The organism is Clavibacter nebraskensis NCPPB 2581, assembly GCF_000355695.1.
GTDB lineage: Bacteria > Actinomycetota > Actinomycetes > Actinomycetales > Microbacteriaceae > Clavibacter > Clavibacter nebraskensis.
The window spans coordinates 2,398,348-2,423,726 of record NC_020891.1; the positions used below are offsets into that span (position 1 = coordinate 2,398,348).

Genomic DNA, 25,379 nt, shown 5'->3' on the forward strand with positions numbered 1-25,379 from the left:
ACCGCCACGTGCAGGTCGCCGTCCGCAGGGGGCCCGCCGGCCGCTCCTGTCCGCACGCGCTGCACGTCCCGGAGAGACCATGATGCGAACGCCCCCGCACGCCCGCGCCCCGCGCACCGACGGCCGGCCGGACAGGGCGTCGCTCCTCGTGTTCCTCGCGGCCCTCATCGGGATCGGCGTGCTCAGCGCGCTGTGGGCGGTCACGACGCCGCTCGGCGCGAGCCCGGACGAGCCGGCGCACATGAACAAGGCGGCCTCCGTGGTCCGCGGCCAGTTCCTCGGCGACGTGACCGACGACCCGCAGGTGCGCACGGTCCAGGTGCCCGCGGGTGTCGCGTACTCGGACCCCTCGGCGTGCGCACGGCACGACGGCGACAGGACGGCGGACTGCGCGCCCGGATTCCCCGCCGGCGACGCGGCCGACCGCATCGTCTCCACCGAGACGAGCGCCGGCCTCTACGACCCCGTCTACTACCTCCTCGTCGGCTGGCCGACGCTCATCTGGGGCGGCAGCACCACGGCAGTCTTCGGGATGCGCCTCGTGAGCGCGCTCCTCTGCACCCTGCTCGCCGCGGGAGCGCTGGCGTACCTCGCGCGCCTGCCGCGCCCTGTCCTCCCCGTGCTCGCCACCTTCGCGGCGCTCACGCCCATGACGCACTCGCTGTTCGGATCCGTGAACCCCAACGCCTTCGAGATCGCGGCGACCGCGGCGTTCGCGGCCGCCTACGTCTCGGGCCTCGTGCGCGGCGGGCCCGTGGGCTGGCGCACCGCGGCCTTCCTGGCGGTCACCGGCGGGCTGCTCGTGCACGCGCGCGGCCTCTCGCCCATGTGGCTCGGCGTCGTCGTGGTGGCGGGAGCCTGCCTCGTCGGGTGGTCCCGCTCCTGGGCGTACCTCCGCCGGCCGCAGGTGCTCACGGCGGTGGGCGTCGTGGCGGCATCGACCGTGCTCGCGATCGTCTGGATCCTGCGCACCGGCTCGCTCGCGGCCGTCGGCGTCTACGAGCGCGCGGGCACCAGCTTCGGCGAGGGCCTCGTGATCATGCTCGAGCGCACCTTCGACTACGCCCGCGACATGGTCGGCAACTTCGGCTGGCTCGACACCGCCATCCCGTCGTACGCGGTCTTCCCCTACTTCGTGGGCTGGGGCGTCATCGTCGCGGCGGCCCTCATGATCCCGTCCGCGAAGGGTGGGCGACGCGCGGTCGTCGTCGCCCTCGTCGGCTTCGTGCTCCTGCCGGCGCTCGTGCAGGCGTCGTCGGTGACGAAGTCCGGGTTCGTGTGGCAGGGCCGCTACGACCTGCCCGCGTACCTGCTGCTGATCATGGTCGCGGCCGTGGTCGCCGCGCCCGCGTTCGACCGGGTCCCCGCCCTCGTGCGCCGGCGGATCCTGGTGCTCGTCGCGGTCGTCCACGCCGCGGCCGCGTTCGTGGGCCTCATGACCTTCCTGCGCCGCAACTCCGTGGGCCTCAGCGCGTCGTGGTCCGACCTGGTGCTGCGGCCCCGCTGGTCGCCGCCCGTCGTGGGCGTCGAGCCGTGGATCCTCGCCATCGCCGCGGGGTCCGTGGTCGCGGGCGCCGCGCTGCTCCTCGCCGTGCTGGCCGCCCGACGCGACGCCCCGGCCGAGGCCGCGCTCGACGCCGGACCCCGCGGGCTCCCGGGCGTGGGCCTGCCGACCGCCCCCGACCCGGGCCGCGGAATCGTGTCCGCGTCCGCCGAGGCGCGCGCCGACGCCGATCCCGTCCCGGTCCCGGAGGCGCACGCGACGACCCGCACGACCGCCGACGGGACGCGCGACGCATGAGCACCGGGATCCCCGGCCGCCTCGCGCGCTTCCGCTCCGGTCGCCTCTACGGGCCGTTCGTCTACCTCGCGGTGGGCGGAGCGGCCTTCGTCGTCGACCTCGGCCTGCTCATCGTCGGCCGCGACCTCCTCGGCTGGCCGCTGGCCGCCGCGAGCGCGACCTCGTTCTGGGCGGGCCTCGTCGTCAGCTACGTGATGCAGCGCTTCCTGACGTTCCGCGACCAGCGCTCGGACTGGCACAGCCTCTGGAAGTACGGGGTGCTCGTGGCGGTGAACTCGCTCGCGACCGTGCTGGTCATCGAGCTGTTCGACCGCATCGGCCTCGGCTACATCGTCGGCAAGTTCGTGTCGACGGCGCTCACGACCCTCTGGAACTACGCGGCCTACAGGTTCTGGGTGTTCGCGGACCGCTCGGGGGACGCGGCGGGGGTCGGCGCGTCGGGCGACGCCGGCGATGCGGACGACCCGCGCCCCTCGGATCCCGCCGCCGGCTGATCCCGCTCGGCGGGCGACGCGGGCGTCGCGTCCGCGCGGCCGGCCCGCGCCTCCTGCTCGAGGTCGCGCAGGCGCAGGTCCGTCATGGCGCTCTCCTCCGCGAGGCGGCGCACCTTGTCCTCCAGGTCCGTCAGCTCGGCGCTGAACTGCACGCAGACCAGGAAGATCACGACGATGCTCGCGAAGAACGCGAGGTTGAGCGGCTCCTGCACGCCGAGGAACCGGGCGGCGCCCGAGAGCAGCGGCGGGAAGACGCTGATGACGAGCGCGACGATGCCCGCGACCAGCCACCACACGGCATGGCGCTCCCGGAGGCGGCGCCGACGGAGGCGCTCGATCACGACGCCCACGGCGAGGAGCGCCGCGACGAGGGTGAAGACGTAGCTGGTGGGGTTCACGCGGTGACCGCCTTGACGGGTCGGCTGATGGGACGGATGAGGGCGATCACGAGCGCCATGCCCGCGCGCGCCAGGTAGATGGCGGCCTTCGCCGGGTTGTGCGAGGCGACGCCGCCGGCGCGGGGCCGCATGGAGACGGGGACCTGCTCGATGGTGAGGCCGTGACGGGCCGCGATGACCAGCGACTCGACGGTGTCGCCGAGGTACTCGGCCGGGTAGTTCTCCGCGAACAGCGCCACGGCGCGGGGGCCGGATCCGCGGTAGCCGGAGGTCGTGTCGGTGAGCGGCGTGCGCGCGATGCGGCTGAGGGTGAAGCTCAGGAACCTCATCGCCCACTTGCGCGGACCGGAGACCTCGTAGTCGCCCTCCCCGGCGAAACGCGCGCCGATGACGACGTCCTTGCGCTCGAGCGCGGCGAGCAGCTGCGGCACGCTCTCCGGGTTGTGCTGGCCGTCCGAGTCGATCTGGATGACGTTGTCGAAGCCGTGGCGCTGCGCGTAGCGGAACCCGGCGCGCATCGCGCCGCCGACGCCGAGGTTGAACGGCAGCTCGAGGACGCGGGCCCCCGCGGCCTGGGCGACCTCGACCGTGCGGTCCTTGGATCCGTCGCTCACCACCAGGCAGGCGATGCCGGGGAGCGTGTCGAGGACCTCCCGCACCACCTGGCCCACCGCCTCCTCCTCGTTGTACGCGGGCATGACGATGAGGGTCGTGCTCAGGCTGGCGGGCATGCTGAGAGGGTAGCAAGCCGCCGCCGAGCGCCGGCGCGGGATCGCCGGGTCAGCCGAGGGACGCCACCCACTCGCTCGTGCCGTCGTCGAAGGCCTGCTGCTTCCAGATGGGGACGCGCTGCTTGACCTCGTCCACCAGCAGGCCGCACGCGGCGAAGGCGTCGGCGCGGTGCGCGGAGGAGACGGCGCAGGTGAGCGCGACGTCGCCGATGCCGAGCCGGCCGATGCGGTGCTCGACCGCGATCCGCACGCCGGGGTGGCGCGCCGACACGTCGAGCGCGACCTGGCGGATCGCCTGGCGGGCGGCCGGATGCGCGGAGTAGTCGAGCCAGAGGACGCCGCGGCCGTCGTCGTGGTCGCGCACGACGCCCTCGAAGGTCACGACGGCGCCCGCGTCGTCGGCGCGCACGGCGTCGGCGCAGTCCTCGACGCGGATCGCGCCGCCCGCGATGCGCGCGAAGAGCACGCGGTCGGCGGTCACGACGCGCTCCCGGCGGCGGGTGCCGCGTCGGCGTCCGGGTCGGTCGCGGGGTGCACGGCTCCGCGGGCCTGCTCGAGCACGTGGTCGAGGATCCCGTCGAGGAGGCCGAGGCCGTCGCGCACGCCGCCCGGCGAGCCCGGGAGGTTCATGACGAAGGCGCCGCCCGCGAGCCCGGCGTGCCCGCGCGTGAGCACCGCGGTGGGCGTGTGCGCGACGCCGATGCGGCGGGCCTCCTCGATGATCCCGGGGATCTCGAGGTCGAGCAGCGGCGCCGTCGCCTCCGGCGTGCGGTCGGTGGGGGTGATGCCCGTGCCGCCCGTGGTGAGGATCACGCGCGCGCCGCCCGCGACGGCCTCGGCGAGCGCGGCCGCGACCCCGGACCCGTCGGCGCGCACGACCGGCGCGCCCACCACGAACCCGCGCTCGGCGAGCCACGCGGCGATGACGGGACCCGTGCGATCCTCGTACTCCCCCGCCGCGGCGCGCGTGGAGGCGACGATCACGACCGCCCGGCCGCGCGGATCCGCCGCGGTCATGCCCGCTCCCAGTCGCCGGACTTGCCGCCCTGCTTCTCGCGCACGAGCACGTCGGTGATCACGGCCCGCGCGTCCACCGCCTTGACCATGTCGTAGAGCGTGAGCGCGGCGACCGAGGCCGCGGTGAGCGCCTCCATCTCGACGCCCGTGACGCCCGTGGTGCTCACGTCCGCGACCACGGTGAGCCGGTCGTCGGCCCCCGTGATGTCGATCTCGATGCGGCCGAGCGGCAGCGGGTGGCACAGCGGGATGAGATCCGACGTCCGCTTCGCCGCCATGATCCCCGCGATGCGGGCCGTGCCGACCGCCTCGCCCTTGGGGAGGTCGCCCGCGATGACGGACGCGACCACGTCGGGCCGGGTCACGAGCACGGCCTGCGCGACGGCGCGGCGCTTCGTGACGGCCTTGTCGGTGACGTCGACCATGTGCGCGGATCCGTCCTGCCGCAGGTGGGTGAGGGACGGCGCGGCGGCGCTCGTGGCGGGATCAGTCATCGATGCTCCAGACGGTGACGAGCTCGCCGGCCTCGAGCCGGTCGAGACCTGCGGGGATGTGGACGAGGTGGGTGGCGGTCGCGTACGCGTGCAGGAGGTGGGATCCGGGTCCGCCGACCGCGACGACCCGGCCGTCGGCGTCGAGGCGCCCGCGCCGCACCTGGTGCTTGCCGGCGGGCGAGTCGAGCGGGGCGGCGAGCGGCGCCTCGCGCGACGGGCGGCCGGGACGCGCGTGCCCGGCGAGGGCACGCAGCACGGGACGCAGGAACAGCTCGAAGGAGACCAGCGCGCTCACGGGGTTGCCGGGGAAGGCGACCACGGGGATCCGCGCACCGCCGACCTCCGCCGTCCCGAGCCCCTGCGGCCCGCCTGGCTGCACCGCGACCGAGACGAACTCCACGCCGCCGCCCTCCAGGACGTCGCGCACGACCTCGTAGGCGCCGGCGCTGACGCCGCCCGTCGTGAGGAGGAGGTCGATCCCGGCGGCCGCGTCGCGCAGGGCGTCGCGCACCCGGTCGGCATCGTCGGAGGCGACCCGCATCGTCCGGACGTCGGCTCCGGCGGCCGTGAGGGCCGCGGCGAGCGCGTCCGAGTTGGCGTCGTGGATCTGCCCGGGCGCCAGCTCCTCGCCGGGCCCCCGCAGCTCGAGTCCGGTGGAGAGGAGGAGGGCGACCGGTCGGCGGCGCACGGCGACGGTCGCGACGCCGGCCGAGGCGAGGACGCCCCAGTGGGCCGGCAGGAGGCGCGTGCCCGCGGCGACGAGCACGGCGCCCGCGGCGAGGTCGCTGCCCTGCACCCGGACGAAGGCGCCCGGATCCACGGGGACGGCGAAGGAGACGGTCACGTCGGTCGTGGTCTCGTCGACGAAGCGGTCGGGGATCGCGGCCTCGATGGGCACGATCGCGTCGGCGCCGGGCGGGACGGGCGCGCCGGTCATGCAGGGGGCGGCGGTGCCGGGCGCGAGGGGTGCCGGGGCGACGCCGGCGGGGATCCGGGGAGCGATGCGGAGGGCGGCGGGGCGCGCGTCGGTGGCGCCGGCGAGGTCGGCTGCGCGCACCGCGTAGCCGTCCATCTGCGAGTTGCGGAAGGGCGGCAGGTCGAGGGGGCTCACGACGTCGCGGGCGAGGACGCGGTCGGCGTACCGGTGCGGATCCGCCGCCAGCGCCTCGGCGGAGACGGGCAGCTCCTCCGCGGGCAGGTCGGCGAGCGGGGCGAGGAGCGCAGACACGGCCGCGCGGTGCTCGTCGACCGTGCGTCGTCGGCGGCCAGCGGGGCGGTCGGGGGTCATCGCCCCATCATCCCCGACTCGGCCGTGTCGTCTCCGGTCGCCGCCGGATCCCGACGCTCGGTCGTCCACCGCCCCGGACGCTGGGCGTCGCCGGGGTCATCGTGTACACGGACGGTCCCGACCTCGGCCTCCTGCTGCTCGTCGCGGCGCTCGCGCTCCTCACGGCGGGCGCGGGCCTGGCCGTCTCGGCCGTGCGATCCGCCGCGGCCCGCGCGCGCTGATCCCACCGCTGCTCCTCCCCAGGCCTCGTCGACGGAGACGTGTCCGCCTCCCCGAAGCCGCCCCTGCCGCGCGGCGCCCGGCCGTCCTAGGGTCGGGTCATGACCATCGCCGCCCGCGGGCAGACCCTCATCGACCTCCACACCGCACCCGAGCTCCTGAGGGTGGTGAACGTGTGGGATGCCATCACCGCCGCCGCCATCGGGTCGCTCCCCGAGACGAAGGCGCTCGCCACCGCGAGCCATTCCATCGCCGCCACCTTCGGCTACGAGGACGGCGAGAAGATCCCGCTCGACCTCCACCTCGACATGATCGGCCGCATCGTCGCCGCCGTCGAGCAGCCCGTCTCCGCCGACCTCGAGTCGGGCTACGGGAACGCGGGCGAGACCGTGCGCCGCGCCATCGGCATGGGCGTCGTCGGCGCGAACCTGGAGGACGGCATGCGCCCCCTCGACGACTCGATCCGCGCGGTCGAGGCCGCCGTCGCCGCCGCGCATGCCGAGGGCGTGCCGTTCGCGCTGAACGCCCGCACCGACGCGTACGTGCTGGGCGGCGACCGGGACCGGTCCGACATCCTGGCCGACGCCGTCGAGCGCACGCGCGCCTACATGGCCGCCGGGGCCACGAGCGTCTTCGTGCCGGGCCCGCTCACGGAGGACGAGGTGCGCACCCTCGTCGACGCCGTCGGCCCGCAGCGCCTCACCGTCATCGGCGTCCCCGGATCGCTCTCCCCCGCGCGCTTCGAGGAGCTCGGCGTCGGGCGCATCTCCTACGGCCCGTGGACCCAGCGCGTCGCGCTCACCGCGCTGCAGGACACGGCGAAGGACCTCTACGCGGGCGGCACGCTGCCCGAGGGGACGCGGCCGCTCAACTGACCCCGTCCCGTCGACGCCGACCGGGGCGCGGTGGGCACGGTCGAGCCCGCGTCCACCGCGCCCTGGTTGACTGGGCACCCACCGAAAGGAGCACGAAGTGACCGACACCCCCGCCGCGGCGACCGCCGCATCCGCCCCGCGCGCCGACATCGGCGTCATCGGCGGATCCGGCCTGTACTCCCTGCTCGACCCCGCGACGAGCACGTCGCACCGCATCGAGACGCCGTTCGGCCCGACCTCGAGCGAGGTGACGGTCGGCGAGCTGGCCGGGCGCCGCGTCGCGTTCCTCACCCGGCACGGCGCCGACCACTCCGTGGCGCCGCACCTCATCGGCTACCGCGCCAACATCTGGGCGCTCGCGTCGCTCGGCGTCTCCGCCATCGTGTCGTCGTCGGCCGTGGGCGGCGTCTCGCCGGACTACCCGCCGGGATCGCTCGTCCTCACCGACCAGCTGCTCGACCGCACGTGGGGCCGACCCGACACGTTCTTCGACGCCGGCGTCGTCCAGCACCTCTCGGCGGCGGATCCCTTCGACCCCGACCTGCACGCGCTCGCGGCCGCCGCGCTGGTCGAGCTCGAGGGCGGCGACCGCGCCGATCCCGCCGGCCCGCTGCGCACCTCGGGCACCGTCGTCGTGATCCAGGGCCCGCGCTTCTCCACCCGCGCCGAGTCGCTCTGGTTCCGCCAGGCGGGCGCGCACATCGTGAACATGACGCAGTACCCGGAGGTGGTGCTCGCGTCGGAGCTCAACATCGGCACGGTGAACCTGTCGTTCGTCACCGACGCCGACGCCGGCCTCGCGCCGCTGCCCGGCGAGCAGGGCGACGCCGTCACCGCCGACCTGGTGTTCACGCGCCTGAAGGAGGCGCAGCCGCGCATCGTGCGGGCGATCGAGGCGGTCGTCCGGTCGATCCCCGACGACTACCGCGGGCGTCCGCTCATCGACCCGGACGCCGTGGCGTCCGTGCTCGCGCGGCCCGTCACCGGCACGACCGGCGCGCGCTCGTGAGCGACGGGATCCTCCTCGTCACGGGAGGCGCCGGGTTCATCGGCGGCGCCATCGTGCAGGCGGCGCTGGAGGAGGGCCGCCGCGTGCGCGTGCTCGACTCGCTGCGGGCCGACGTGCACGGCGGCGAGCCGGAGCTCGACCCGCGCGTGGAGCTCGTGCGCGGCGACGTCACGGATCCCGACGCCGTCGCCGGCGCGCTCGACGGCGTGGACGTCGTCTGCCACCAGGCCGCGAAGGTCGGTCTGGGCGTCGACTTCCTCGACGCGCCCGACTACGTGATGACCAACGACGGCGGCACCGCGATCCTGCTCGCCGCGATGACCCGCGCCGGCATCGACCGCCTCGTGCTCGCGAGCTCGATGGTCGTCTACGGCGAGGGCGCCTATCAGGGCGCCGACGGCCCGGTTCGCCCGCCGGCGCGCCGCGTCGCCGACCTCGACGCGGGGATGTTCGACCCGGTGGATCCCGCGACGGGCGAGCCGCTCGTCCCCACCCTCATCGGCGAGGACGTGCCGCTGGATCCGCGCAACGTCTACGCGACCACCAAGCTCGCGCAGGAGAACCTCGCGAGCTCCTGGACCCGCGCCACCGGCGGCCGGGCCGCCGCGCTGCGCTACCACAACGTCTACGGGCCGGGCATGCCGCAGAACACGCCGTACGCGGGCGTCGCGTCGCTGTTCCGCTCGGCCCTCGCGCGCGGCGAGGCGCCGCGCGTCTTCGAGGACGGTCGGCAGCGCCGCGACTTCGTGCACGTGCGCGACGTCGCCGGCGCGAACCTCGCCGCGCTCGCCTGGACCGGGACCCACGAGGCCGGGTCCTTCCGCGCCTTCAACGTCGGCAGCGGCACGGTGCACACCATCGGCGAGATGGCGGAGGCGCTCGCGCGCGAGGCCGGCGGATCCGCGCCCGTCACCACGGGCGAGTACCGGCTCGGCGATGTCCGTCACATCACGGCGTCGTCCGAGCGGCTGCGCACCGAGCTCGGCTGGGAGCCGCGGATGACCTTCGAGGAGGGCATGCGCGAGTTCGCGACGGCGCCGCTGCGGAGCGCGGCGGTGGCCTGACCCGCGGGCGGCCCGGCGGGCGATGCGGGCATCCCGCGCGCGGTACCCGGGTGCTGGTCGCGCTCCGACCCCGGCACCTGCGATGGATGAGATCCGCACGGCCCGCTCGCCACACTGGGAGCATGACCTCCGCATCGCCCCGCAACGTGAGCCGCCGCTCCGGCATCGCGCTGGCCGTCGCCGCCGCGTCGCTCGCCCTCGCGGGCTGCTCGGGAATCGCCGACGATCTCGCCGACATCTACGCGATCACCTACGAGGTGACCACAACCGGCCCGGCCGACAGCGGCCTCACCGACGTGTCGTACGCCGAGGCGTCGCACCGCGGGCGCCCGTCGATCGTCAAGGAGGTCGGCCAGGCGGCCCTCGCGCCCGGCGACGACTCGGCGACCTCGATCTGGTCGGTCGAGTCCGTCGTCACCGCCGAGGACTGGGCGTTCGTGCAGGCCACCCCGGTGGACGGGGAGGCGCTGACCTGCCGGATCCTCGTCGACGGCGTGAAGGAGATCGCGGCCTCGACCGCCGCGCCGGGCCAGCCGGTGACCTGCCAGGTCCCGACGGCGCCGTTCGGCTGACCGCGCCGACAGCGGGGACCGCGCCGACCGCCCTCGGGGCCGATGCGATCCGCACCGGTCAGTACTTCGCGGACTGCCCGCCGTCGATCGGCAGCACGGCCGCGTTCACGTACGCCGCGTCGTCCGACAGCAGGAACGCGACGACCGACGCGATCTCCTCCGCCTCGCCGTAGCGCTTCGTCGGGTTGCCCTGGATGAACTCCTCGGCGGCACCGCGCGGGTCGTCGGCGCTGATCTGCTTCATCGACTCCTCGACCATGGGGGTCCAGACGGCACCGGGCGCGATGGCGTTGACGCGGATGCCGAACTCGCCGTACTCGACGGCCTAGTTGCGCGTGAGGCCGACGACGCCGTGCTTCGCGGCCGCGTAGCCGGACTGGTTGCCGACGCCGCGGATCCCGCCGACGCTCGCCGTGTTGACGACCATGCCGGAGCCCTGCCCGCGCATGACGGCGAGCACCTTCTCGAGGCCGAGGAAGACGCCCCGGAGGTTGATCGCGACGACCCTGTCGAACTCGGCGGCCGTGAAGTCCTCGGAGAGGTTCTGGCGGCCCTCGATGCCCGCGTTGTTGAAGAAGCCGTCGATGCGGCCGAAGCGCTCGACGGTCTGGCCGACGTACACGTCGACGTCGGACTCCTGCGACACGTCGGCGAGCACGGTGAGGATCTCGGCGTCGGGCGAGGCGGCGCGGACAGCCTCGGCGGTCGCGGCGAGGCCGCCCTCGGAGATGTCGACGAGCGCGAGGCGCGCGCCCTCGGCGGCGAGGCGGACGGCGGCGGCGCGGCCGAGGCCGGATCCTCCGCCGGTGATGAGGACGACCTTGTCGGTGAAGCGGGTGGTCGTCATGGGGTCTCCTGACGAGTGGGGCGGTGGCCCGCGTCTCGTGGGCGGAGCCACCGATCCATGCGATTGCATTGACATTCCTACCGTAGGTCGGTTTTCTGGACGCGGGCTCCGCGCGGGATCCGCAGCTCGGGCGACCGCCACTCCCGTCGCCAGCGCACCCCGACGAAGACGACGCCGGCGAGCGCGAGGTGGACGAGCACCAGCGCGATCGGGCCGGGCTCCACGAACGCGACGTCCCAGCCCGACGACACCCAGCGCTGGCCGCCCAGCAGCATCCGGGTCACCGTCAGCTGCGTCCCGTGGAACGCCATCGCGATGAGGAGGGCGCCCTCCATCGGGATCCGCCGCGCGGCGACGAGCGCGAGGCCGAACAACCCGAGCTGGAGCACGTACACGATCGGGTCGTTCCCGTCGGGAATCGGCGTGAACGCGCCGGTGTCCGCCCCCGCGATCGTCAGCGCGATCCAGCGGCCGGACTCGATCACGACGCCGATCGCCGGGAAGAGGGCGGTGGTCACGAGCGTGGCGACGACGAGGCCGGTGCCGTCGCGGAGGTTCGTCCACATGTATCCGCGGCCGGCATCTGGGGCGCGGGATCAGGCCGTGGGCGCCCCCGCGGGCTCGGCCCCCGTCTCCGCCTCCGGCTCCGTGAAGTCGAACACCAGCACCCCGTGCGGGTCCGGCGCGAGCAGCGGCCCCACGAGCTCCGTGAAGGCGGCGTGCTGCGCGTCGATGCGCGACGGATCCGCGACCAGCGGCTCGCCGAGGTACAGGTTGCGGTCGCCCTCGGAGGAGAAGGTCAGCACGAAGCCGAGCTCGAAGCCGCGGCCGACGCCCTCGGGGCTCGACTGGCGGCCGGCGTGCAGCGAGCGGATGTACGGCCCCGAGCCGTCCGGGTGCGGCGAGTCGGCGAGCGCCCGGAACCGCCGCTCCACCTCGTCGCGGTCGGCGGGCGTCGCGTCGTCGCGGAGACGGAAGAGCACGACGTGGTGCACGAGCCCGGGGACGTGGTCGCGGGCCGTGAGCTGGGCGTCGGTGAGGGCGGGGCGGTCGTCGATGGTCATGTCCGGATCCTGGCCCGATCCGGCCCCGACGGCGCGGTCAGGACGTACGGCGCGGTCAGGACGTGACGAGGAGCGGGACCCCGAGCGCGAGGCCGGCGATGCCGATCGCGAGCTGCAGCCATGTGCGGCGGGCGGTCCGGCGGCCGGCGCGGCGCGCGACGACCACCACGGCCAGCGCGTCGAGGGAGACGAGGGCACCGGCGACGGTCATGATCCAGGCGATGACGGTGGTGGCCACCGGCCCAGGGTACGGGGCGTCCCGCCGTGACCCGGACGGGGCCTCGCCGTGACGGATCCGTCGCCGTAGCCTGGCGACACGCGACCACCGCCCCGGCCGCGACTGCCGGCCCTCGACGAGGAGGCCTCATGACCGACCCGCTCGACGACCCCGCTCCCGTCGCCGCGCTCGCCCGGCGCCTCCGCGACGATCCCGGGGCCGCGCGCCGCCTCGAGGAGCTGCGCCGCACCGCCTACGGCCGCGACGGATCCACCGCGCCGCTCGTCGAGGTCCCCGCCGACCTCCGCGCGCGCACCGGCTACGACGAGGCTGAGCTGCCAGCGCCGCTCGTGGCCCTGCTCGCGGAGGAGGCGCGGCTCGTCGACGAGGGCCAGGCGCTTCTCGCGGCCGAGCGGCACGCAGACGAGGCCGCGGATCCGTCGGACCACGACCGCACGACGGACGGCCTCCTCCCGGCGCCCTCCCGTCGCCGTGCGCTCCGGCCGGGTCCTCTCGCCGCGCTCGCTGCAGGCCTCCTCGTGCTCGCCGGCGTCGGCGTCGCCTCCGCCGCGGGCGTCCTCGACGTCGGCCGTCCCACCACGTCGCCCCCGTCCTCGGACGACGTCGGCTCCGCGGCGACCGCGCCCTCCACCCCGCGCGGGCAGGCGATGGGCACGCCCGATGGTCGACGCGGATCCGTCCTCCCCGACTTCACGGCCGATCCGCCCGTCCGGGTCCCGCAGACCGACGCGGAGCTCGTCGAGGGCCTGCGGGTCCGTGCCGATCGGGCCTGGGACATGGTGCTCGAGCAGCAGCCCGACGCGGTGCGGCCGGACGTGGGGACGGAGCGGGTGGTCGGCGAGGAGGACTACGTCGAGCAGCAGGTGGCCTGCCTGCGGGATGCGGGGATCACGGCGTCGGTGATCGGCCAGGACAGCTACAGCCTCACCGACGCGGATCCGGTCACCGTGTACACCTGCCAGGTGCGCTTCCCCCCGCGCGAAGCCGGCCCGCGCACCGACGCCGAGCTCGCCTACATCCACGACTACTACCTCTCCTACCTGATCCCCTGCTACGCCGCCGAGGGGAGGCCCTACGAGGGCGCCGTCCCCGCCGTCGACGACTTCATCGCCGACGTGCGCGCCGAGCGACCCTGGACCCCCTTCCCCGACGCCATGGACGAGCAGCTGGCCGCGGCGTGCCCGGTGCTCCCCGCGGCGTACCGGTGACGACTCCGGGCTCCCCCGCCGACGCCCTCCGTCGACGGCTGCGAGACGACCCGGACGCGGCCCGCAGCCTCGGCGCCCTCCGGCGCGCCGCCTACGGTCGCGAGGACGGCGACGCCCCGCACGTGGCGGTGCCCGACGGGATCCGACGGGACTCCGGGATCGAGGTCGACGCGCTCCCGGCACCGCTCGTCGCGCTACTGGTCGCAGAGCACCGCCTCGTCGGCGAGGGCCGGGAGCTGCTCTCCGCCGATGCGCGGGCGACCCCGCGCGCATCGGACGACGTCCCGACCGCGGCCGGGGACACCGTGCCTCCCGGAGCGCACCCGCTCGCCCCGCGCCGTCGCCGGATCCTCCGCCCCGGCCCGCTCGCCGCCGTGCTCGCGGGCGCGCTGCTCGTCGCCGGGCTCGGCACCGCATCCGCGTCCGGGCTCCTCACCGACGACGACAGCCGGCGCTCCCAGGAGCCGACCTCGATGCCGGGCCCGCCGAGCACGCCGGATCCCCGCGTCGGCACGCCGGTGCCCGCGTTCACGGCGGAGCCGCCGGGCGCGATGCACGCGGACCTCACCGACGTCGAGACCGTCGCGGCGCTCCGGGAGGACGCGGACGGCGAGTGGCAGCGGGTCGTCCAGGAGCGGCCGGACGCGGTGCGCCCCGACGTGCCGGTGGAGCGGGTCCTCGCGGGCGAGGAGTGGGTGCGGCAGCAGGCGGTGTGCCTCGGCGAGTCCGGCGTGCGCGTGCAGGTGATCGGGACGGGCGACGACGTGCGGCTCGGCACCGAATCCGCGGATCCGGTCGTGCGCTACGTCTGCCAGGTCCGCTTCCCGGTCGCGCCGCAGGGCCCCCTCACGGATGCCGCGCTCGGCTGGCTGCACGACCACTACGTCGAGTTCCTCCTCCCCTGCTCCGCGTCGGCGGGCGAGCCGTACGAGGGCGAGTTCCCCGACCGCGATGCGTTCATCGCCGGCATCCGCGCAGGCGGTGCAGTGCTGCCGATGGCGCCCGAGACCGTCGCGTCGCGGGAGTCCCGCTGCCCCAGCGCCCCCGCCGGCCTTCGCTGACCCGCTGCCGCGCCTGCTGAGGACGCTTCTCAGCGCGGTTAGGGTGGAGGCCGTGCGCGCCCCTCTCGGACCCCGGCCCCCGGCCACCGGTCCGCGATGACGGACCAGCCAAGCCCCTTCGGCCCGGACGACGACGGCGCATCGCCCTTCGACCGGCCCGCGCGACCGCCGCGTCCTCGCCGGGAGCGGACCCGCGTCCGGCGCGCGGAGCACGACGCGGCCGGATCCGCGCCCGCGACCGCCCCCGGCACGACGACCACGACCCTCGCCGCATCGCCGCCGCCGGCCGCACCCGCCCACGACCACCCGCACGACCACGGCACCCCGCGCCCCTCCCCCGCCGGGATCCGCACCGGCCTCGCGACGGGCCTCGCCCTCGTCCTCCTGCTCCTCGCCCTCCGCGCCGTCTCCCCGGCGCTCGGCGACAGCGTCCTGCCCGACCGGCTCCAGGACCTCGTCACCCTGAGCGTCAGCGTGATCGTCGAGTCGCTGCCGTTCGTGATCCTCGGCATCGTCCTGTCGATCGTCGTCCAGGTGTGGGTGCCGCCCGGCGTCATCGAGCGACGCCTCCCGCGGAACCCGTTCGCGCGCCGCGCCTGCATCTCGTTCCTCGGCATGGCGCTGCCCGTGTGCGAGTGCGGCAACGTGCCGCTCGCGCGCGGCCTCGTGGTGCGCGGCTTCACGGTGCCGGAGTCGATCACGTTCCTCTTGGCGGCGCCGATCCTCAACCCGATCACCATCATCACGACGCACGCCGCGTTCGGGTGGGACGGCTGGATCCTCGTGGCCCGCCTCGTCGGCGGCTTCCTCATCGCGAACGTCGTCGGCTGGCTGTTCAGCCTCCACCCCGAGCCCGACCGCCTCCTCACCGACGAGTTCCGCGCCGAGTGCGCCCTGCCCGACCCGCATGCCCACGGCGGCGCACGCGTCCGCAAGTCGGTCTCACTGTTCGGCCGCGAGGCGACCACGATCATGCCGGCGCTCGTCATCGGATCCCTGCTGGCCGGCCTCATCCAGGTCGCCGTGCCCCGCGAGGTGCTCGTCACGCTCGGCGGCAGCCCGATCCTCTCGGTGCTCGCGCTCATGCTCCTGGCGTTCGTCGTCTCCGTCTGCTCCAACGTCGACGCGTTCTTCGTGCTCTCGTTCGGATCCGTGTTCCTGCCCGGCGGCATCGTCGCCTTCCTCGTGTTCGGGCCCGTCATCGACGTGAAGATGCTCGCGCTCATGCGCACCACGTACTCGACCCGCACGCTCGTGATGATCACCTCGGTCGTCGCGCTGATCAGCCTCGCGCTGGGATGGGGTGTCAATGCCATCGCCTGACGACCGGATGCCGTCCCGCAGCCGCCGCGCCCGCCGCCGCCGCGCCGCGGGCGGCCGCGCCTCCTCAACGGTGGGCCTCGTGCTCCTCGCGGCCTGCATCGTCTCGACGCTGTGGCTCACGATCACGGGCCGGCTCGGCCTCTACATCCACCCGCGCTACTTCGTCTTCACCGGGATCATGGCGGTCATCGGCCTCGTCGCCACGGTCGCCGGCTTCGCGCTCCGCCCCGCCGAGGCCGCGGAGGAGCACGACCACGACCACGGATCCGCCGCCCTCGACGACACCGCCGCCGTGCCCGCCCGCGCCTCCGCCCGCGCCCGCGTCTCCCGCGTGGCCGTCGCCGCCGTCGTCACGATCACGGTCGTCGCCGTCCTCGTGCTCCCGCCGCGCACGCTCACCCAGAGCACCGTCACGCAGCGCGCCCTCAACTCGAGCACGGTCGCCTCCGACGCCGCGCCCGACCAGGAGCTCCTCGGCACCAGCGACTTCTCGACGCTGGGCGTGAAGGACTGGTCGCAGCTGCTCGCCCAGACCACCGATCCGACCTTCTTCACCTCCAAGTCCGTCGATATCACGGGCTTCGTGAGCGCCGACCCCGACGATCCCGACGACGTCTTCTACGTGACCCGCTTCGTCGTCACCTGCTGCGCGGTCGACGCCCAGCCCGTCGGCGTCCCCGTCTACCAGCCCGGCTGGAGGTCGACGCTCCAGACCGACGAGTGGGTGCGCGTCACCGGCCCCTTCGCGTCGAACCCGAGCGCGAAGAGCCGTCAGCCGCTCGCGGTCATGCCGCAGGGCGTCGAGCAGGTCGACCAGCCCGCCGACCCGTACGTCTACTGAGCCGCCCGTGACCGACGCCCCCGCCTCCCCGCGCGCCTTCCGCCGAGCGTTCACCGCGGTGATCCTCGTGCTCGTGCTCGCGTGCGGCGGCCTGCTCGCGGTCGCCGGCAGCCAGGGGCCGCGGCTGGTGCGCACCGACGTGGATCCGCTCGCCGTCGTGCAGCAGTCCCGGCAACGACTCGTGCTCGCCGCGAACCGGCCGATCCAGCCGGTCGACGCGTCGCGCATCCGGATGGAGCCGGGAGCCGACTTCACCGTCGACACGCAGGCCGACCGCATCATCATCGACTTCGCCCGGCCGCTGGCCTACGACGCCGACTACACGGTGTCCGTCGACGGCGTCCAGGGCGTCGGCGGCGGCCCCGCGTCGGACCTCCGCACGGCGTTCCGCACGGGCGACCCGGGCATGTACGTGCTCGTCCGCGGCGGCGAGCAGCAGGCCGACCGCATCGTGCGGCAGAGCGTCGCCGGCAGCGGCGAGGGCGCGAGCGACGTGGTCTTCCAGGCGACGAAGATCCAGGAGTACGCGGTCGTCGGGAACTCGCTCGTGGTCGCGACCCTCCAGGACGACGGCACGAACGGCCTCGTGATCGCGGCCCTCGACGGATCCGGCCAGGTCGACCTGCCGCTCCCCGGTCGCGGCACGCTCCAGGACCTCCACGCGGAGGACACCGGCACCACGATCGGCTTCCGCTTCACGAGCGCGGACGGCGGGCCGTACGCCGACACCCTCATGGTCGACGACGTCGGGGCCGGCGCCGCGCCGACGCCGGTGCTGGGGCTCGACGGGCAGCCGATCAGCGCGCAGGCCTGGGGCTTCGTGCCCGGCCGCCCGCAGCTCGTCGCGCGCGGGCAGGACGGCGACCTCTACCTCGTGACGGTCGACGGATCCTCGCCCATCGTCCCGCTCGGCCGCCACGGCACGCTCGGGCCGTTCTCCGCGGACGGCACCCGGCTCGCCGTGACGGATCCCGGCTCGACGACGGAGATCGACCTGCGCACGGCCCAGCAGACGACGCTGCCCACCGAGACCGGCGGCGCCGACCTCCAGTACGACGGCGCGATCTCGTTCGTGCCCGGCGACGACGGCGCGGTGCTCCGCGTGCGCACGGCGTTGGATCCCGCCACGGGCACCGCCACGCAGCGCCTCGTCGTGGTGCGCGACGGGACGGCGAGCGACGTCTACGTGCCCGCGAACCCGGCGACCCGCATCACTGGCCTGGCCGTCACCCCGAACGGCCGGTTCGCCCTGCTCGAGACGGTGCCGGATCCCGCCCGCGGCGCCAGCGACCGGTACCCCCGCGAGCCCCGCGACACGACCGTGATCACCCTCCTCGTCGAGCTCGCCACGGGCACGGTGACCCGCAGCGTCGCCGGCTTCGAGGTCACGATCGGCTAGCGCCGACGCGCGCAGGACGGATGAACCTGTACAGGGCGACGCACGGCCGCCTCGGCGCATCCCTCCCCTTCACATCGCGGCGCGAATTCCAGCGTGCGTCACTGCTTGCGCCAGGTCCCGCATGAGGTGGAGGTGAAGGAGTAGTCACCCGATCGGATGACCACCTCAGCACGGAGGCCGCTGCTGATGAAGTTGTTGTCGATGATCTCCCCCGCAGCGTCCGTCCGCTCCCAGTAGCAGCCGTCGAGTTCCCCCTCGGTGACGTAGGTGCCCGGCTGGACGTCCTGGCCGATGCGCTTGACTCCTGCGCCGAACGCCCTCCCCTCAGCGAGAGCGGCTTCCTCAGCAAGGGAGCTGTCGACTCGCGCTCGGACGTCTGCCGCGTTGGGGTGGTCCGGGCAGATGGTGAGGGCTCCCATGAGCTCCTTGGCCTGGCTCGCGCTGTAAGTCGCCATGTTCGCGTAGCTCCCGAAACCGAGCGAGGCGCAAATGCTCTGCAGCGTGCCGTTGCCGTCGAGACTGGTGATGGCTCCTGACGAGAGGACGGCCCTCTGCGCCTCGGTGTAGAAGGTGCCGCTCTTCGTCCCGGCCTCGCAGCGGCTCAAGGGCAGCGTGGACGCCCACACCGTCCTGAAGTCGGCGAACTCATGTGACTTGTACGCCGCGTCCGTGCAGGACATCGACCATGTGTACGGCTTCCCCACGTTCGTCATGCCGTTCTTCACGCGCATCACGGCCGAGTTGATGGCGTCGGTGTTGGTGACAGAGACGTCCTCGAGCTCCTTGACGGCCTTCGCCAGATCGGCGGTCGTGTCTTCCGGGGCATAGCTGAGATCCGTGAGGAGGAACTCACGGGCCGTAGTCAACGTCTCGTCGCGAGAGACGAGCGCGTCGGACCGTGCGTCATTCGCCAGACGGGCAGCGCGCGCCTGTTCCTCCCGAGCTATCGCCTGCTCCCTCTGCTGAGTCTCGATTCCTCCGACGACCAGGGGGATGCCCACCGCGACGGAGATCAGCAGGAAGGCGATGCCGCCGCTGATCCACTTCCCCCGGACGGAGCGGACGAACGCCAAGGCAGAGGGCAAGAAAACCCGAGCTCCAGTGGACGGGCGCGCCGGTGCGGGGTCGTGCACGGCCTCGCGCTGCCCCTCGGGCGGCAGGAGGGCGTCCGCGTCATGTGCGATGGGGACAGCGCTCGACGTCGTCCCTCGCTGCACACTGCGACGTTCGCCCGTCCACTTCGAGCCATCCCAGTAGGCCTCGAGGTCGGGATCGCTTTGATCGGGGAACCATGCAGGCGCAGTCGCGGTCACCTTGTCAGCCTGGCCGCCGTGTAAGCCTGCGCACAGACCCCGTCTGGGGGCACTTGGGACTCCGGGCGTCACGGAGGACGCCGCCGCAACCAGCCCCCGGACGCGCCGACGGCCCCGACTCCCGGAGAGGGAGACGAGGCCGTCGATGCGTTCCGCTGTGATCGCGAGGTGGTGCGTCCCGGACGTGGTCCGGGGTGGGTGCTACTTGGTGTTGACGGTGATCTTGGCGATGCCGACGACGAGCTGGTCCGTGACCGCGGTCGTGCCGAAGGTGCTGTTCAGGAGCGCGGCGGCGTCGGGGCTGACCTTGACGGTGGTGCCCTCGAGGACGGCGTTGTCGCCCTCCATCTGGAGCGGCTTCAGGGTCGTGCCGTCGAGGTTGAAGATGTAGACGTCCTTCATGACCTCGCCGTCGCCGACCTGGACCGATCCGGTGAGGCGGCTGGTGCCGGGGTCGATGACGAAGTCGGTGAGCTTCACGACCGTGGAGCCGGCGGTGAGGCTGATGCCGGAGCCGGAGTGGTCGATCTCGCCCTGGACGTAGGGGCGGTAGGACTGCTCGGGGTCGAAGTACTTCACGTTGCCGCCGGTGATGGGGAACGCGAGGGTGCCGGTGGAGCCGTCGAGGGTGGCGGTGCCGATGACGCCGGGGGTCAGGCCCAGGGTCGTGAGGGCGCCGGTGAAGCCGGAGTCGAGGGTGACCTTGGTGTCGACGCCGGTGAGGGTCGGGATGGTCGCCAGCGGCGTGGGGTTGGCCTCGGTGGTGGCGGTCGCGGCGGGCTTGGAGGAGCTCGAGGACGACGGCGTCTCGGCGGGGGTCGAGCAGGCCGCGAGGCCGACGACGAGGAAGCCCGCGGTGGCGAGGCCGAAGACGGACTTGGTGAGGTTGCGCATGGGTTTTCCTTCGCTGCGTGGACTGGGGATCCGCCCGTTCTCCCGGGCGACACAGGGACTTCGGCGCGGTCGCCGAACGGGTTGGGGCGGGTTCTCCTTTCCCAGGTGAACGCCAGGTTCGGGCGCCGATCCCCGGGTTGACGGGGATCGGCAGTTCGGACGATCGCACCCGCCTATTGACACCCGACTGTCGCCGATATATCGTCGCTACATCGCGACAGCACGCCGCGATCCCCGACATCACCTGACCGGAAGGAGCGCTCCATGCGCACCCACGACCACGACGACCACCTCTCGTCCTCCTCCACGGAGGTCCCCGCCGACCGCCACGAGCCCCGCATGCAGCACCACCGCGGCGGGCGCCCGCGCATCATGCCGGGCCACCCCCTCGCCCGCGGCTTCCGCCCCGGCGACGGCCCGGGCTTCCCCGGGTTCCCGGGCTTCCCCGGCATGGGCGGCTTCGGCGGACCCGGCTTCGGCCCGGGTCGCGGACGCGGCGGACGGGGTCGCGCCCGCCGCGGCGACGTCCGCCTCGCCATCCTCTCCCTGCTCGCCGACGCGCCCTCGAACGGCTACGGCCTCATCACCGGCATCGCGACGAAGACCGAGGGCGCCTGGCGGCCGAGCCCCGGATCCGTCTACCCGACGCTCCAGCAGCTCGTCGACGAGGACCTCATCGTCGCCGACGAGACGGGCGCGAAGAGCGTCTACTCCCTCACCGACCAGGGCCGCGCCCACGTCGAGGAGCACCAGGCGGAGATCGACGCCGCCTGGGCCGCCACCACCGACAAGTCCGAGGGCGAGGACGCGTTCCAGACGAGCCTCATGAAGCTCATGGGCGTGGTGAAGCCCCTCATGCACGACGCGACCGACGCCCAGCGCCAGGCCGCGGCGGCGAAGCTCGACGAGACGCGACGCGCGCTCTACGCGATCCTCGCCGACTGATCCGCGCGGCCTCGAGCCCCGCACGCACGACGACGGCCCCCGCCGATGCGGGGCCGTCGTCATGCGCGGGCGGATGGATCAGCGGATCGCCGCTCCCGTGTCGAGGTCGTCGCCGGCCTCGAGGTCGGGGCCGTCCGACTCGGTGATGTCGATGCCGAGGCCGCCGTCGGCGTCCTCGTCGTCGGCGACCGGGTCGTCGTCGAGCGGCACGACGCGCTCGGCGTCGATGGCCTCCGACGCGTCGCGGGCGTCGGCCCCGACGAGCTCCTCCTCGTCGACGTCGGTGTCGTCCAGGTCGCGGTCGGCGGGGTCGCGGGGGTTCTCGATGTCGCTCACGGTGCTCTCCTTCGCTCGTCGATGCGGCGCGGACGCGCCGTGCATCGACGGTACGCGCTCGGGCTCCGCGCGTGCTGGCCGGCTGCCCGCGGACGGCGGCGGGACTCCTGCCCGGCTCAGCCGACGCCGACGCTGATGCGGTGCCAGCCCGTCGCGCCGTCGGGCGCGGGCGGCGCCTCGTCGGAGGTCTGCGTCGCGCCCGTCGTGTCGGTGGCGCGCACCTCGACGCTGTGGGATCCGCTCGTCGCGTCCCACGCGTACGACCACTGCCGCCACGTGTCGGTGCCCACGCCGTCGCCGAGCGTCGCCTCGACCCAGTCGCCCTCGTCGACGCGCACCTCCACCTTCTCGATGCCGGTGTGCTGCGCCCAGGCCATGCCCGCGATCGCGGTGCGTCCCGCGTCGACGCGCGCGCCGGAGCGCGGCGTGTCGATGCGCGAGCCGGTCTTGATGGGGCCGCGCTCGGTCCAGCCGCGGGTCGACCAGTAGGCGACGTCCTCGGCGAAGGTCGTGACCTTGAGCTCCGTGACCCACTTGGTCGCCGAGACGTAGCCGTAGAGGCCGGGCACGACCATCCGCACGGGGAAGCCGTGCTGCTGCGGCAGGGGCTCGCCGTTCATGCCGACCGCGAGGATCGACGCGCGGTCAGGATCGGTGAGGGCCTCGAGCGGCGTGCTCGCGGTCCAGCCGTCCTGGCTCGTGGAGAGCACCATGTCGGCGTCCGCGGTAGGGCGCGCCCGCTCGAGCAGGAGCCGGATCGGGTAGCCGAGCCACAGCGCGTTGCCGATCAGATCCCCGCCGACCTCGTTGGAGACGCAGGTGAGCGTGGTCACGTGCTCCTCGAGGGGCAGGGCGAGCAGCTCCGCGAACGTGATCTCGACCTCCTCCTCCACCATCCCGGTGATGCGGAGCTTCCAGGAGGCCGCGTCGACCGACGGCACCTGCAGCGCGGTGTCGATCCGGTAGAAGTCGTCCGCGGGCGTGAGGAACGGCGCGAGACCCGGCACGCCGAGCTCGGCGGAGGCGGGGATCGCGGCGGCGGGCGTCGCGGCGCGCGGGAGGACGAGGGTGCGGCGGAAGTCGTCCACGCGGGCGGCGGCGGCGTTGAGGCCGCGGGCCACGGATCCGGCGACGACGGAGGTGACGCCCGCCACGACCGTCATGAGGAGGAAGGTGCGGCGCTCGACGCGGGCGGCTGCGCCCGGGGTGAGCGGGGCGCGCGCGGCCGGGCGGGTGATGCCGCGCACGGGCTCGGCCACCGCGGCGGATGAGGTCGCCGCGCGTTCGGCCGCATCCTCCCAGTCGCGGAGGCGGTCGGCGCCGCGGTGCAGGATGAAGACGCCCGCGATCATGCCGACGATCGTGGGGAGCGCCGCGGCGCCCGTGGCCCCGGCGCGCGTGGTGGCCGCGAGCACGGCGATCCCGGCGAAGAGCGCGAGCACCACCACGCCGAGCGGCGGGCGGCGCACCTGGAGGATCCCGGCGAGCGCGGCCGCGGCGAGCACCACGAGGCCGAGCACGACGAGGAGCGCGACCTTGTCGCCCGTGCCGAACAGGGCGATCACGGTGTCCTTGACGCCCGCGGGCACGAGGTCGATGACGAGCGCGCCCACCGCGAGCACCGGGCTCGCCGCCGGGGCGACGAACGCGGCGGCGATCTCGGCGACGGCCAGCACGGCGAGCGCCGCCACCACCCCGAGGAACGCGGACCACCAGCGGAGGGCCGCGCGGGTCACGAGGCGACCGGCTTGCTGTACGGGAGGATCACGTCGAAGCGGCAGCCGCCCTCGATGTTCTGGACGGTGACGTCGCCGTCGTGCGCGCGCACGATGCCGCGGACGATCGCGAGGCCGAGGCCCGCGCCGCCGCCGCCCGACGCGTAGCCGCCATCGTGCGTGCCCTCGGCCTGCAGAGCCGGATCCGGCGGCGAGGCCTCGACGGGCGCGGCCGGGAAGTCGGGGCCGAGCGCGGCCTTCTCGGCGGCGCTCTTGCCGTAGGCGCGCGGCGTGCGGGATCCGGTCGACCGCCAGCCCGCGTCGAACACGCGCGGGAGGTCGGCCTCGGGGATGCCGCCCGCGGTGTCCTCGACGGAGAGGACGGCGAGGTTGCCGGAGTCGCGGTGCGCGGAGATGACGATGCGGCCGCCCGGCAGCGACTGCTGGATGGCGTTCATGACGAGGTTGCCGACGACGCGGGAGAGCTCCCGCGGGTCGCCCTGCACCACGAGGTCGTCGTGCGCGGTCACGCCGCGGAGGTCGACCTGCCGCGCCTGGGCGACGGGCCCGAGCTCGGCCACGGTGTCGCTCACGACGTCGTAGAGGGAGACGCGCTCGACGGCGAGCTCGAGGCTGCCCGAGTTGATGCGGGACAGCTCGAACAGGTCGTCGACCATGCCGTTGAGGCGGTTCGCCTGCACGCGGATCTGCCGGAAGTAGCGGTGCTCGTCGTCGACCATGCCGTCTTCGAGGGACTCCGCCATGGCGCGGATCCCCGCGAGCGGCGTGCGCAGGTCGTGCGACATCCACGCGATGAGCTCGCGGCGGCTGCGCTCCTGCGCCTCCATCCGGTCGCGGGCGTCGGCGAGGCGGCGGTTGGCAGCGCTGAGCTCGCGGGCCAGCTGCGCGAACTCGGTGCTGGTGGGGCGGCCCGGCTCGACCGCGGCCTCCTCGCCCATGGACGCGGCGTAGCGGCCGAGCTCGCGGCTGCCGCGCACGAGGGTCATGCCGAGCATCGCGGCCATCACGAGCGAGACGAGCGCGGAGACGGCGGCCACGGAGAGGAAGGCCGTGAGGCCGGCGTCGTCGACGAGCATGCTCGCGGTGACGGCGACCGTGCCGCCCACGACCGAGAGCACGGCGGCGAGCGCGACCACGCAGATCTGCAGCACGAGCGACCGGCGGCGGAGCAGGCGCAGCAGGACGCTCGCGCCGAGGCCGACGACGGCGGCGCAGACGAGCGCCGTGAGGACGACGACGAGGAAGGAGTCGGCGGTCACGCGTCGCCCCCGGCGGGCGGGGCGGGCAGGTCGCCCTCATCGGCCGAGGCGGGCGCGGGCGTCTCCACGGGCGTCGCGGCGTCCGGGTCGAAGCGGTAGCCCACGCCCCACACGGTGCCGAGGAGCACGGGGTGCGCGGGATCCGCCTCGATCTTCTCCCGCAGGCGCCGCACGTGGACGGTGACGGTGGAGAGGTCGCCGATCTCCCAGCCCCACACCGAGCGGAGCAGGTCGTCGCGCCCGAAGACGCGGCGCGGGTTGCGCAACAGGAAGGCGAGGAGGTCGAACTCGCGGGAGGTGAGCGACAGCATGGCGCCCGCCTGGTGGATCTCGCGCGCGCCGAGGTCGAGCACGAACGGCCCCGCGACGAAGGGCGGCTCGGGCACGGGCTCGGGCACCGTCCGGCGGAGCACGGCGCGGACCCGGAGCACGAGCTCGCGCGGGGAGAAGGGCTTGGCGAGGTAGTCGTCGGCGCCGGCGTCGAGGCCGTTCACGCGGTCCTCGCCCTGGCCGAGCGCGGTCAGCATCACGACGGGGACGGGCGACTCGGGGTGGTGGGCGCGGATCCGTCGGCACACCTCGAGGCCGTCGAGGCCGGGGAGCATGCGGTCGAGCACGACGAGGTCGGGCATGCGCTCGGTGGCGACGCGCGCGGCCTCGAGGCCGTCGGCGACGGTCTCGACCTGGAAGCCGGACGCCTTGAGGTAGCGGCACACGACCTCGTTCACCGTGGGGTCGTCCTCGACCACGAGGATGCGGCGGCCGCGCAGCGGATCCGGCCGCGACGGGTCGGGCCGCGCGGGGTCGGGGCGCCCGGCGTCGGCGCGCGCGGGATCGTAGGTGGGGCTCACCCGGTCAGACTATGCGCGGTCCCTGGCGGGGACCCGCGGAGTGCCCGGCTTGCGAGCGAGCCGTCACCCCTCGGGCCCGGCGGGGCGGGTGGCGGACGGAGG

Annotated in this window: 27 protein-coding genes and 1 pseudogene; 12 read left to right on the forward strand and 16 right to left on the reverse strand. The window is 74.4% G+C overall.

The annotated features are described in order from the left end of the window. Positions 1-79 precede the first annotated feature (79 nt). Positions 80-1,801 (forward strand): DUF2142 domain-containing protein, encoded by a 1,722-nt coding sequence (locus CMN_RS11195; RefSeq protein ID WP_041465294.1) that lies wholly within the window; start codon positions 80-82, stop codon positions 1,799-1,801. Then, on the forward strand, positions 1,798-2,295 hold the full coding sequence (locus CMN_RS11200; protein ID WP_015490925.1) for a GtrA family protein: 498 nt from the start codon (positions 1,798-1,800) through the stop codon (positions 2,293-2,295). The genes CMN_RS11195 and CMN_RS11200 overlap by 4 nt, the downstream gene beginning before the upstream one ends. On the opposite strand, the gene CMN_RS11205 is transcribed toward CMN_RS11200, so the two are convergent. The 6 genes from CMN_RS11205 to CMN_RS11230 are packed head-to-tail and all read right to left on the reverse strand — an operon-like array spanning position 2,184 to position 6,223. After that, positions 2,184-2,693, reverse strand: a complete 510-nt coding sequence (locus tag CMN_RS11205) for a DUF2304 domain-containing protein (RefSeq protein WP_015490926.1) — start codon at positions 2,691-2,693, stop codon at positions 2,184-2,186. The two genes, CMN_RS11200 and CMN_RS11205, sit on opposite strands and share 112 nt — an antisense overlap. After that, complete coding sequence (locus CMN_RS11210) at positions 2,690-3,424, reverse strand: glycosyltransferase family 2 protein (protein ID WP_012039000.1); 735 nt, start codon at positions 3,422-3,424, stop codon at positions 2,690-2,692. Before CMN_RS11210 ends, CMN_RS11205 begins: the two co-directional genes overlap by 4 nt. 49 nt (positions 3,425-3,473) lie before the next feature. After that, positions 3,474-3,905, reverse strand: a complete 432-nt coding sequence (locus tag CMN_RS11215; protein WP_015490927.1) for a molybdenum cofactor biosynthesis protein MoaE — start codon at positions 3,903-3,905, stop codon at positions 3,474-3,476. Beyond that, positions 3,902-4,441: a MogA/MoaB family molybdenum cofactor biosynthesis protein gene (locus CMN_RS11220; protein WP_015490928.1), complete on the reverse strand. Its 540-nt coding sequence runs from the start codon at positions 4,439-4,441 to the stop codon at positions 3,902-3,904. Before CMN_RS11220 ends, CMN_RS11215 begins: the two co-directional genes overlap by 4 nt. Continuing rightward, positions 4,438-4,935, reverse strand: coding sequence for a cyclic pyranopterin monophosphate synthase MoaC (gene moaC / locus CMN_RS11225; protein WP_015490929.1), 498 nt, complete (start codon positions 4,933-4,935; stop codon positions 4,438-4,440). The genes CMN_RS11220 and moaC overlap by 4 nt, the downstream gene beginning before the upstream one ends. Continuing rightward, on the reverse strand, positions 4,928-6,223 hold the full coding sequence (locus CMN_RS11230; RefSeq protein WP_015490930.1) for a molybdopterin molybdotransferase MoeA: 1,296 nt from the start codon (positions 6,221-6,223) through the stop codon (positions 4,928-4,930). The genes moaC and CMN_RS11230 overlap by 8 nt, the downstream gene beginning before the upstream one ends. A 320-nt stretch (positions 6,224-6,543) precedes the next feature. Between CMN_RS11230 and CMN_RS11240 the strand changes: the two genes are divergently transcribed. The 4 genes from CMN_RS11240 (at position 6,544) to CMN_RS11255 (ending at position 9,962) form a co-directional block, all read left to right on the forward strand. Next, positions 6,544-7,317: an isocitrate lyase/PEP mutase family protein gene (locus CMN_RS11240; protein ID WP_015490931.1), complete on the forward strand. Its 774-nt coding sequence runs from the start codon at positions 6,544-6,546 to the stop codon at positions 7,315-7,317. 97 nt (positions 7,318-7,414) lie between these two features. Continuing rightward, positions 7,415-8,326: an MTAP family purine nucleoside phosphorylase gene (locus CMN_RS11245; protein WP_015490932.1), complete on the forward strand. Its 912-nt coding sequence runs from the start codon at positions 7,415-7,417 to the stop codon at positions 8,324-8,326. Then, positions 8,323-9,390, forward strand: a complete 1,068-nt coding sequence (locus tag CMN_RS11250) for an NAD-dependent epimerase/dehydratase family protein (RefSeq protein WP_015490933.1) — start codon at positions 8,323-8,325, stop codon at positions 9,388-9,390. The genes CMN_RS11245 and CMN_RS11250 overlap by 4 nt, the downstream gene beginning before the upstream one ends. Positions 9,391-9,512: 122 nt before the next feature. Further along, positions 9,513-9,962 (forward strand): hypothetical protein, encoded by a 450-nt coding sequence (locus CMN_RS11255; RefSeq protein WP_015490934.1) that lies wholly within the window; start codon positions 9,513-9,515, stop codon positions 9,960-9,962. 58 nt (positions 9,963-10,020) lie between these two features. Here CMN_RS11255 and CMN_RS11260 read toward each other — a convergent pair. The 4 genes and pseudogenes from CMN_RS11260 to CMN_RS11275 all read right to left on the reverse strand — a co-directional run bounded on the left by CMN_RS11260 (position 10,021) and on the right by CMN_RS11275 (position 12,111). Beyond that, positions 10,021-10,884: pseudogene (locus tag CMN_RS11260) on the reverse strand (glucose 1-dehydrogenase). 2 nt (positions 10,885-10,886) lie between these two features. Beyond that, positions 10,887-11,375 carry a hypothetical protein gene (locus CMN_RS11265; protein ID WP_174545010.1) on the reverse strand — a complete coding sequence of 163 codons (489 nt, stop codon included), beginning with the start codon at positions 11,373-11,375 and terminating at the stop codon, positions 10,887-10,889. Between the two features lie 30 nt (positions 11,376-11,405). After that, positions 11,406-11,873, reverse strand: coding sequence for a Dabb family protein (locus CMN_RS11270; protein ID WP_015490935.1), 468 nt, complete (start codon positions 11,871-11,873; stop codon positions 11,406-11,408). Positions 11,874-11,928: 55 nt separating this feature from the next. Beyond that, the gene (locus CMN_RS11275) at positions 11,929-12,111 is read right to left on the reverse strand and encodes a hypothetical protein (protein WP_015490936.1); all 183 of its coding nucleotides are present in this window, start codon (positions 12,109-12,111) and stop codon (positions 11,929-11,931) included. A 128-nt stretch (positions 12,112-12,239) separates the two neighbouring features. Between CMN_RS11275 and CMN_RS11280 the strand changes: the two genes are divergently transcribed. The 5 genes from CMN_RS11280 to CMN_RS11300 all read left to right on the forward strand — a co-directional run bounded on the left by CMN_RS11280 (position 12,240) and on the right by CMN_RS11300 (position 17,943). Further along, entirely contained in the window at positions 12,240-13,319 is a 1,080-nt protein-coding gene (locus CMN_RS11280) for a hypothetical protein (RefSeq protein WP_015490937.1), read from the forward strand. Continuing rightward, positions 13,316-14,380 (forward strand): serine/threonine-protein kinase, encoded by a 1,065-nt coding sequence (locus CMN_RS11285; RefSeq protein ID WP_015490938.1) that lies wholly within the window; start codon positions 13,316-13,318, stop codon positions 14,378-14,380. The genes CMN_RS11280 and CMN_RS11285 overlap by 4 nt, the downstream gene beginning before the upstream one ends. Positions 14,381-14,854: 474 nt before the next feature. Further along, positions 14,855-15,703, forward strand: a complete 849-nt coding sequence (locus CMN_RS11290) for a permease (protein ID WP_015490939.1) — start codon at positions 14,855-14,857, stop codon at positions 15,701-15,703. Continuing rightward, positions 15,690-16,544 (forward strand): TIGR03943 family putative permease subunit, encoded by an 855-nt coding sequence (locus CMN_RS11295; RefSeq protein ID WP_227077683.1) that lies wholly within the window; start codon positions 15,690-15,692, stop codon positions 16,542-16,544. Before CMN_RS11290 ends, CMN_RS11295 begins: the two co-directional genes overlap by 14 nt. Positions 16,545-16,551: 7 nt before the next feature. Beyond that, complete coding sequence (locus CMN_RS11300; protein ID WP_015490941.1) at positions 16,552-17,943, forward strand: hypothetical protein; 1,392 nt, start codon at positions 16,552-16,554, stop codon at positions 17,941-17,943. Between the two features lie 98 nt (positions 17,944-18,041). On the opposite strand, the gene CMN_RS11305 is transcribed toward CMN_RS11300, so the two are convergent. Both CMN_RS11305 and CMN_RS11310 read right to left on the reverse strand, forming a co-directional pair. Further along, positions 18,042-19,256: a DUF2510 domain-containing protein gene (locus CMN_RS11305; RefSeq protein WP_172638679.1), complete on the reverse strand. Its 1,215-nt coding sequence runs from the start codon at positions 19,254-19,256 to the stop codon at positions 18,042-18,044. Between the two features lie 201 nt (positions 19,257-19,457). Next, positions 19,458-20,150, reverse strand: a complete 693-nt coding sequence (locus CMN_RS11310) for a hypothetical protein (protein ID WP_015488871.1) — start codon at positions 20,148-20,150, stop codon at positions 19,458-19,460. Positions 20,151-20,414: 264 nt separating this feature from the next. On the opposite strand from CMN_RS11310, the gene CMN_RS11315 reads away from it, so the two are divergent. Further along, positions 20,415-21,095: a PadR family transcriptional regulator gene (locus CMN_RS11315; protein WP_015490943.1), complete on the forward strand. Its 681-nt coding sequence runs from the start codon at positions 20,415-20,417 to the stop codon at positions 21,093-21,095. 78 nt (positions 21,096-21,173) lie between these two features. Here the strand turns inward: CMN_RS11315 and CMN_RS11320 are convergent, their stop codons facing one another. From CMN_RS11320 to CMN_RS11335, 4 genes are all read right to left on the reverse strand, one after another. Then, positions 21,174-21,431, reverse strand: coding sequence for a hypothetical protein (locus CMN_RS11320; RefSeq protein ID WP_015490944.1), 258 nt, complete (start codon positions 21,429-21,431; stop codon positions 21,174-21,176). A gap of 116 nt (positions 21,432-21,547) precedes the next feature. Next, a complete protein-coding gene (locus tag CMN_RS11325) occupies positions 21,548-23,167 on the reverse strand; it encodes a molybdopterin-dependent oxidoreductase (RefSeq protein ID WP_015490945.1) in 1,620 nt (539 codons plus the stop codon). Further along, positions 23,164-24,426: a sensor histidine kinase gene (locus tag CMN_RS11330; RefSeq protein WP_015490946.1), complete on the reverse strand. Its 1,263-nt coding sequence runs from the start codon at positions 24,424-24,426 to the stop codon at positions 23,164-23,166. The genes CMN_RS11325 and CMN_RS11330 overlap by 4 nt, the downstream gene beginning before the upstream one ends. Further along, positions 24,423-25,277 (reverse strand): response regulator transcription factor, encoded by an 855-nt coding sequence (locus CMN_RS11335; protein ID WP_015490947.1) that lies wholly within the window; start codon positions 25,275-25,277, stop codon positions 24,423-24,425. Before CMN_RS11335 ends, CMN_RS11330 begins: the two co-directional genes overlap by 4 nt. Positions 25,278-25,379 lie beyond the last annotated feature (102 nt).

Excerpts from the sequence above, each read along its gene's own strand:
- CMN_RS11230 (WP_015490930.1), bottom strand. The coding sequence starts at position 6,223 with ATGACCCCCGACCGCCCCGCTGGCCGCCGACGACGCACGGTCGACGAG.
- moaC (WP_015490929.1), bottom strand. The coding sequence starts at position 4,935 with ATGACTGATCCCGCCACGAGCGCCGCCGCGCCGTCCCTCACCCACCTG.
- CMN_RS11265 (WP_174545010.1), bottom strand. The coding sequence starts at position 11,375 with ATGTGGACGAACCTCCGCGACGGCACCGGCCTCGTCGTCGCCACGCTC.
- CMN_RS11295 (WP_227077683.1), top strand. The coding sequence starts at position 15,690 with ATGCCATCGCCTGACGACCGGATGCCGTCCCGCAGCCGCCGCGCCCGC.
- CMN_RS11255 (WP_015490934.1), top strand. The coding sequence starts at position 9,513 with ATGACCTCCGCATCGCCCCGCAACGTGAGCCGCCGCTCCGGCATCGCG.
- CMN_RS11270 (WP_015490935.1), bottom strand. The coding sequence starts at position 11,873 with ATGACCATCGACGACCGCCCCGCCCTCACCGACGCCCAGCTCACGGCC.
- CMN_RS11280 (WP_015490937.1), top strand. The coding sequence starts at position 12,240 with ATGACCGACCCGCTCGACGACCCCGCTCCCGTCGCCGCGCTCGCCCGG.
- CMN_RS11315 (WP_015490943.1), top strand. The coding sequence starts at position 20,415 with ATGCGCACCCACGACCACGACGACCACCTCTCGTCCTCCTCCACGGAG.
- CMN_RS11220 (WP_015490928.1), bottom strand. The coding sequence starts at position 4,441 with ATGACCGCGGCGGATCCGCGCGGCCGGGCGGTCGTGATCGTCGCCTCC.
- CMN_RS11210 (WP_012039000.1), bottom strand. The coding sequence starts at position 3,424 with ATGCCCGCCAGCCTGAGCACGACCCTCATCGTCATGCCCGCGTACAAC.
- CMN_RS11240 (WP_015490931.1), top strand. The coding sequence starts at position 6,544 with ATGACCATCGCCGCCCGCGGGCAGACCCTCATCGACCTCCACACCGCA.
- CMN_RS11310 (WP_015488871.1), bottom strand. The coding sequence starts at position 20,150 with ATGCGCAACCTCACCAAGTCCGTCTTCGGCCTCGCCACCGCGGGCTTC.
- CMN_RS11195 (WP_041465294.1), top strand. The coding sequence starts at position 80 with ATGATGCGAACGCCCCCGCACGCCCGCGCCCCGCGCACCGACGGCCGG.
- CMN_RS11200 (WP_015490925.1), top strand. The coding sequence starts at position 1,798 with ATGAGCACCGGGATCCCCGGCCGCCTCGCGCGCTTCCGCTCCGGTCGC.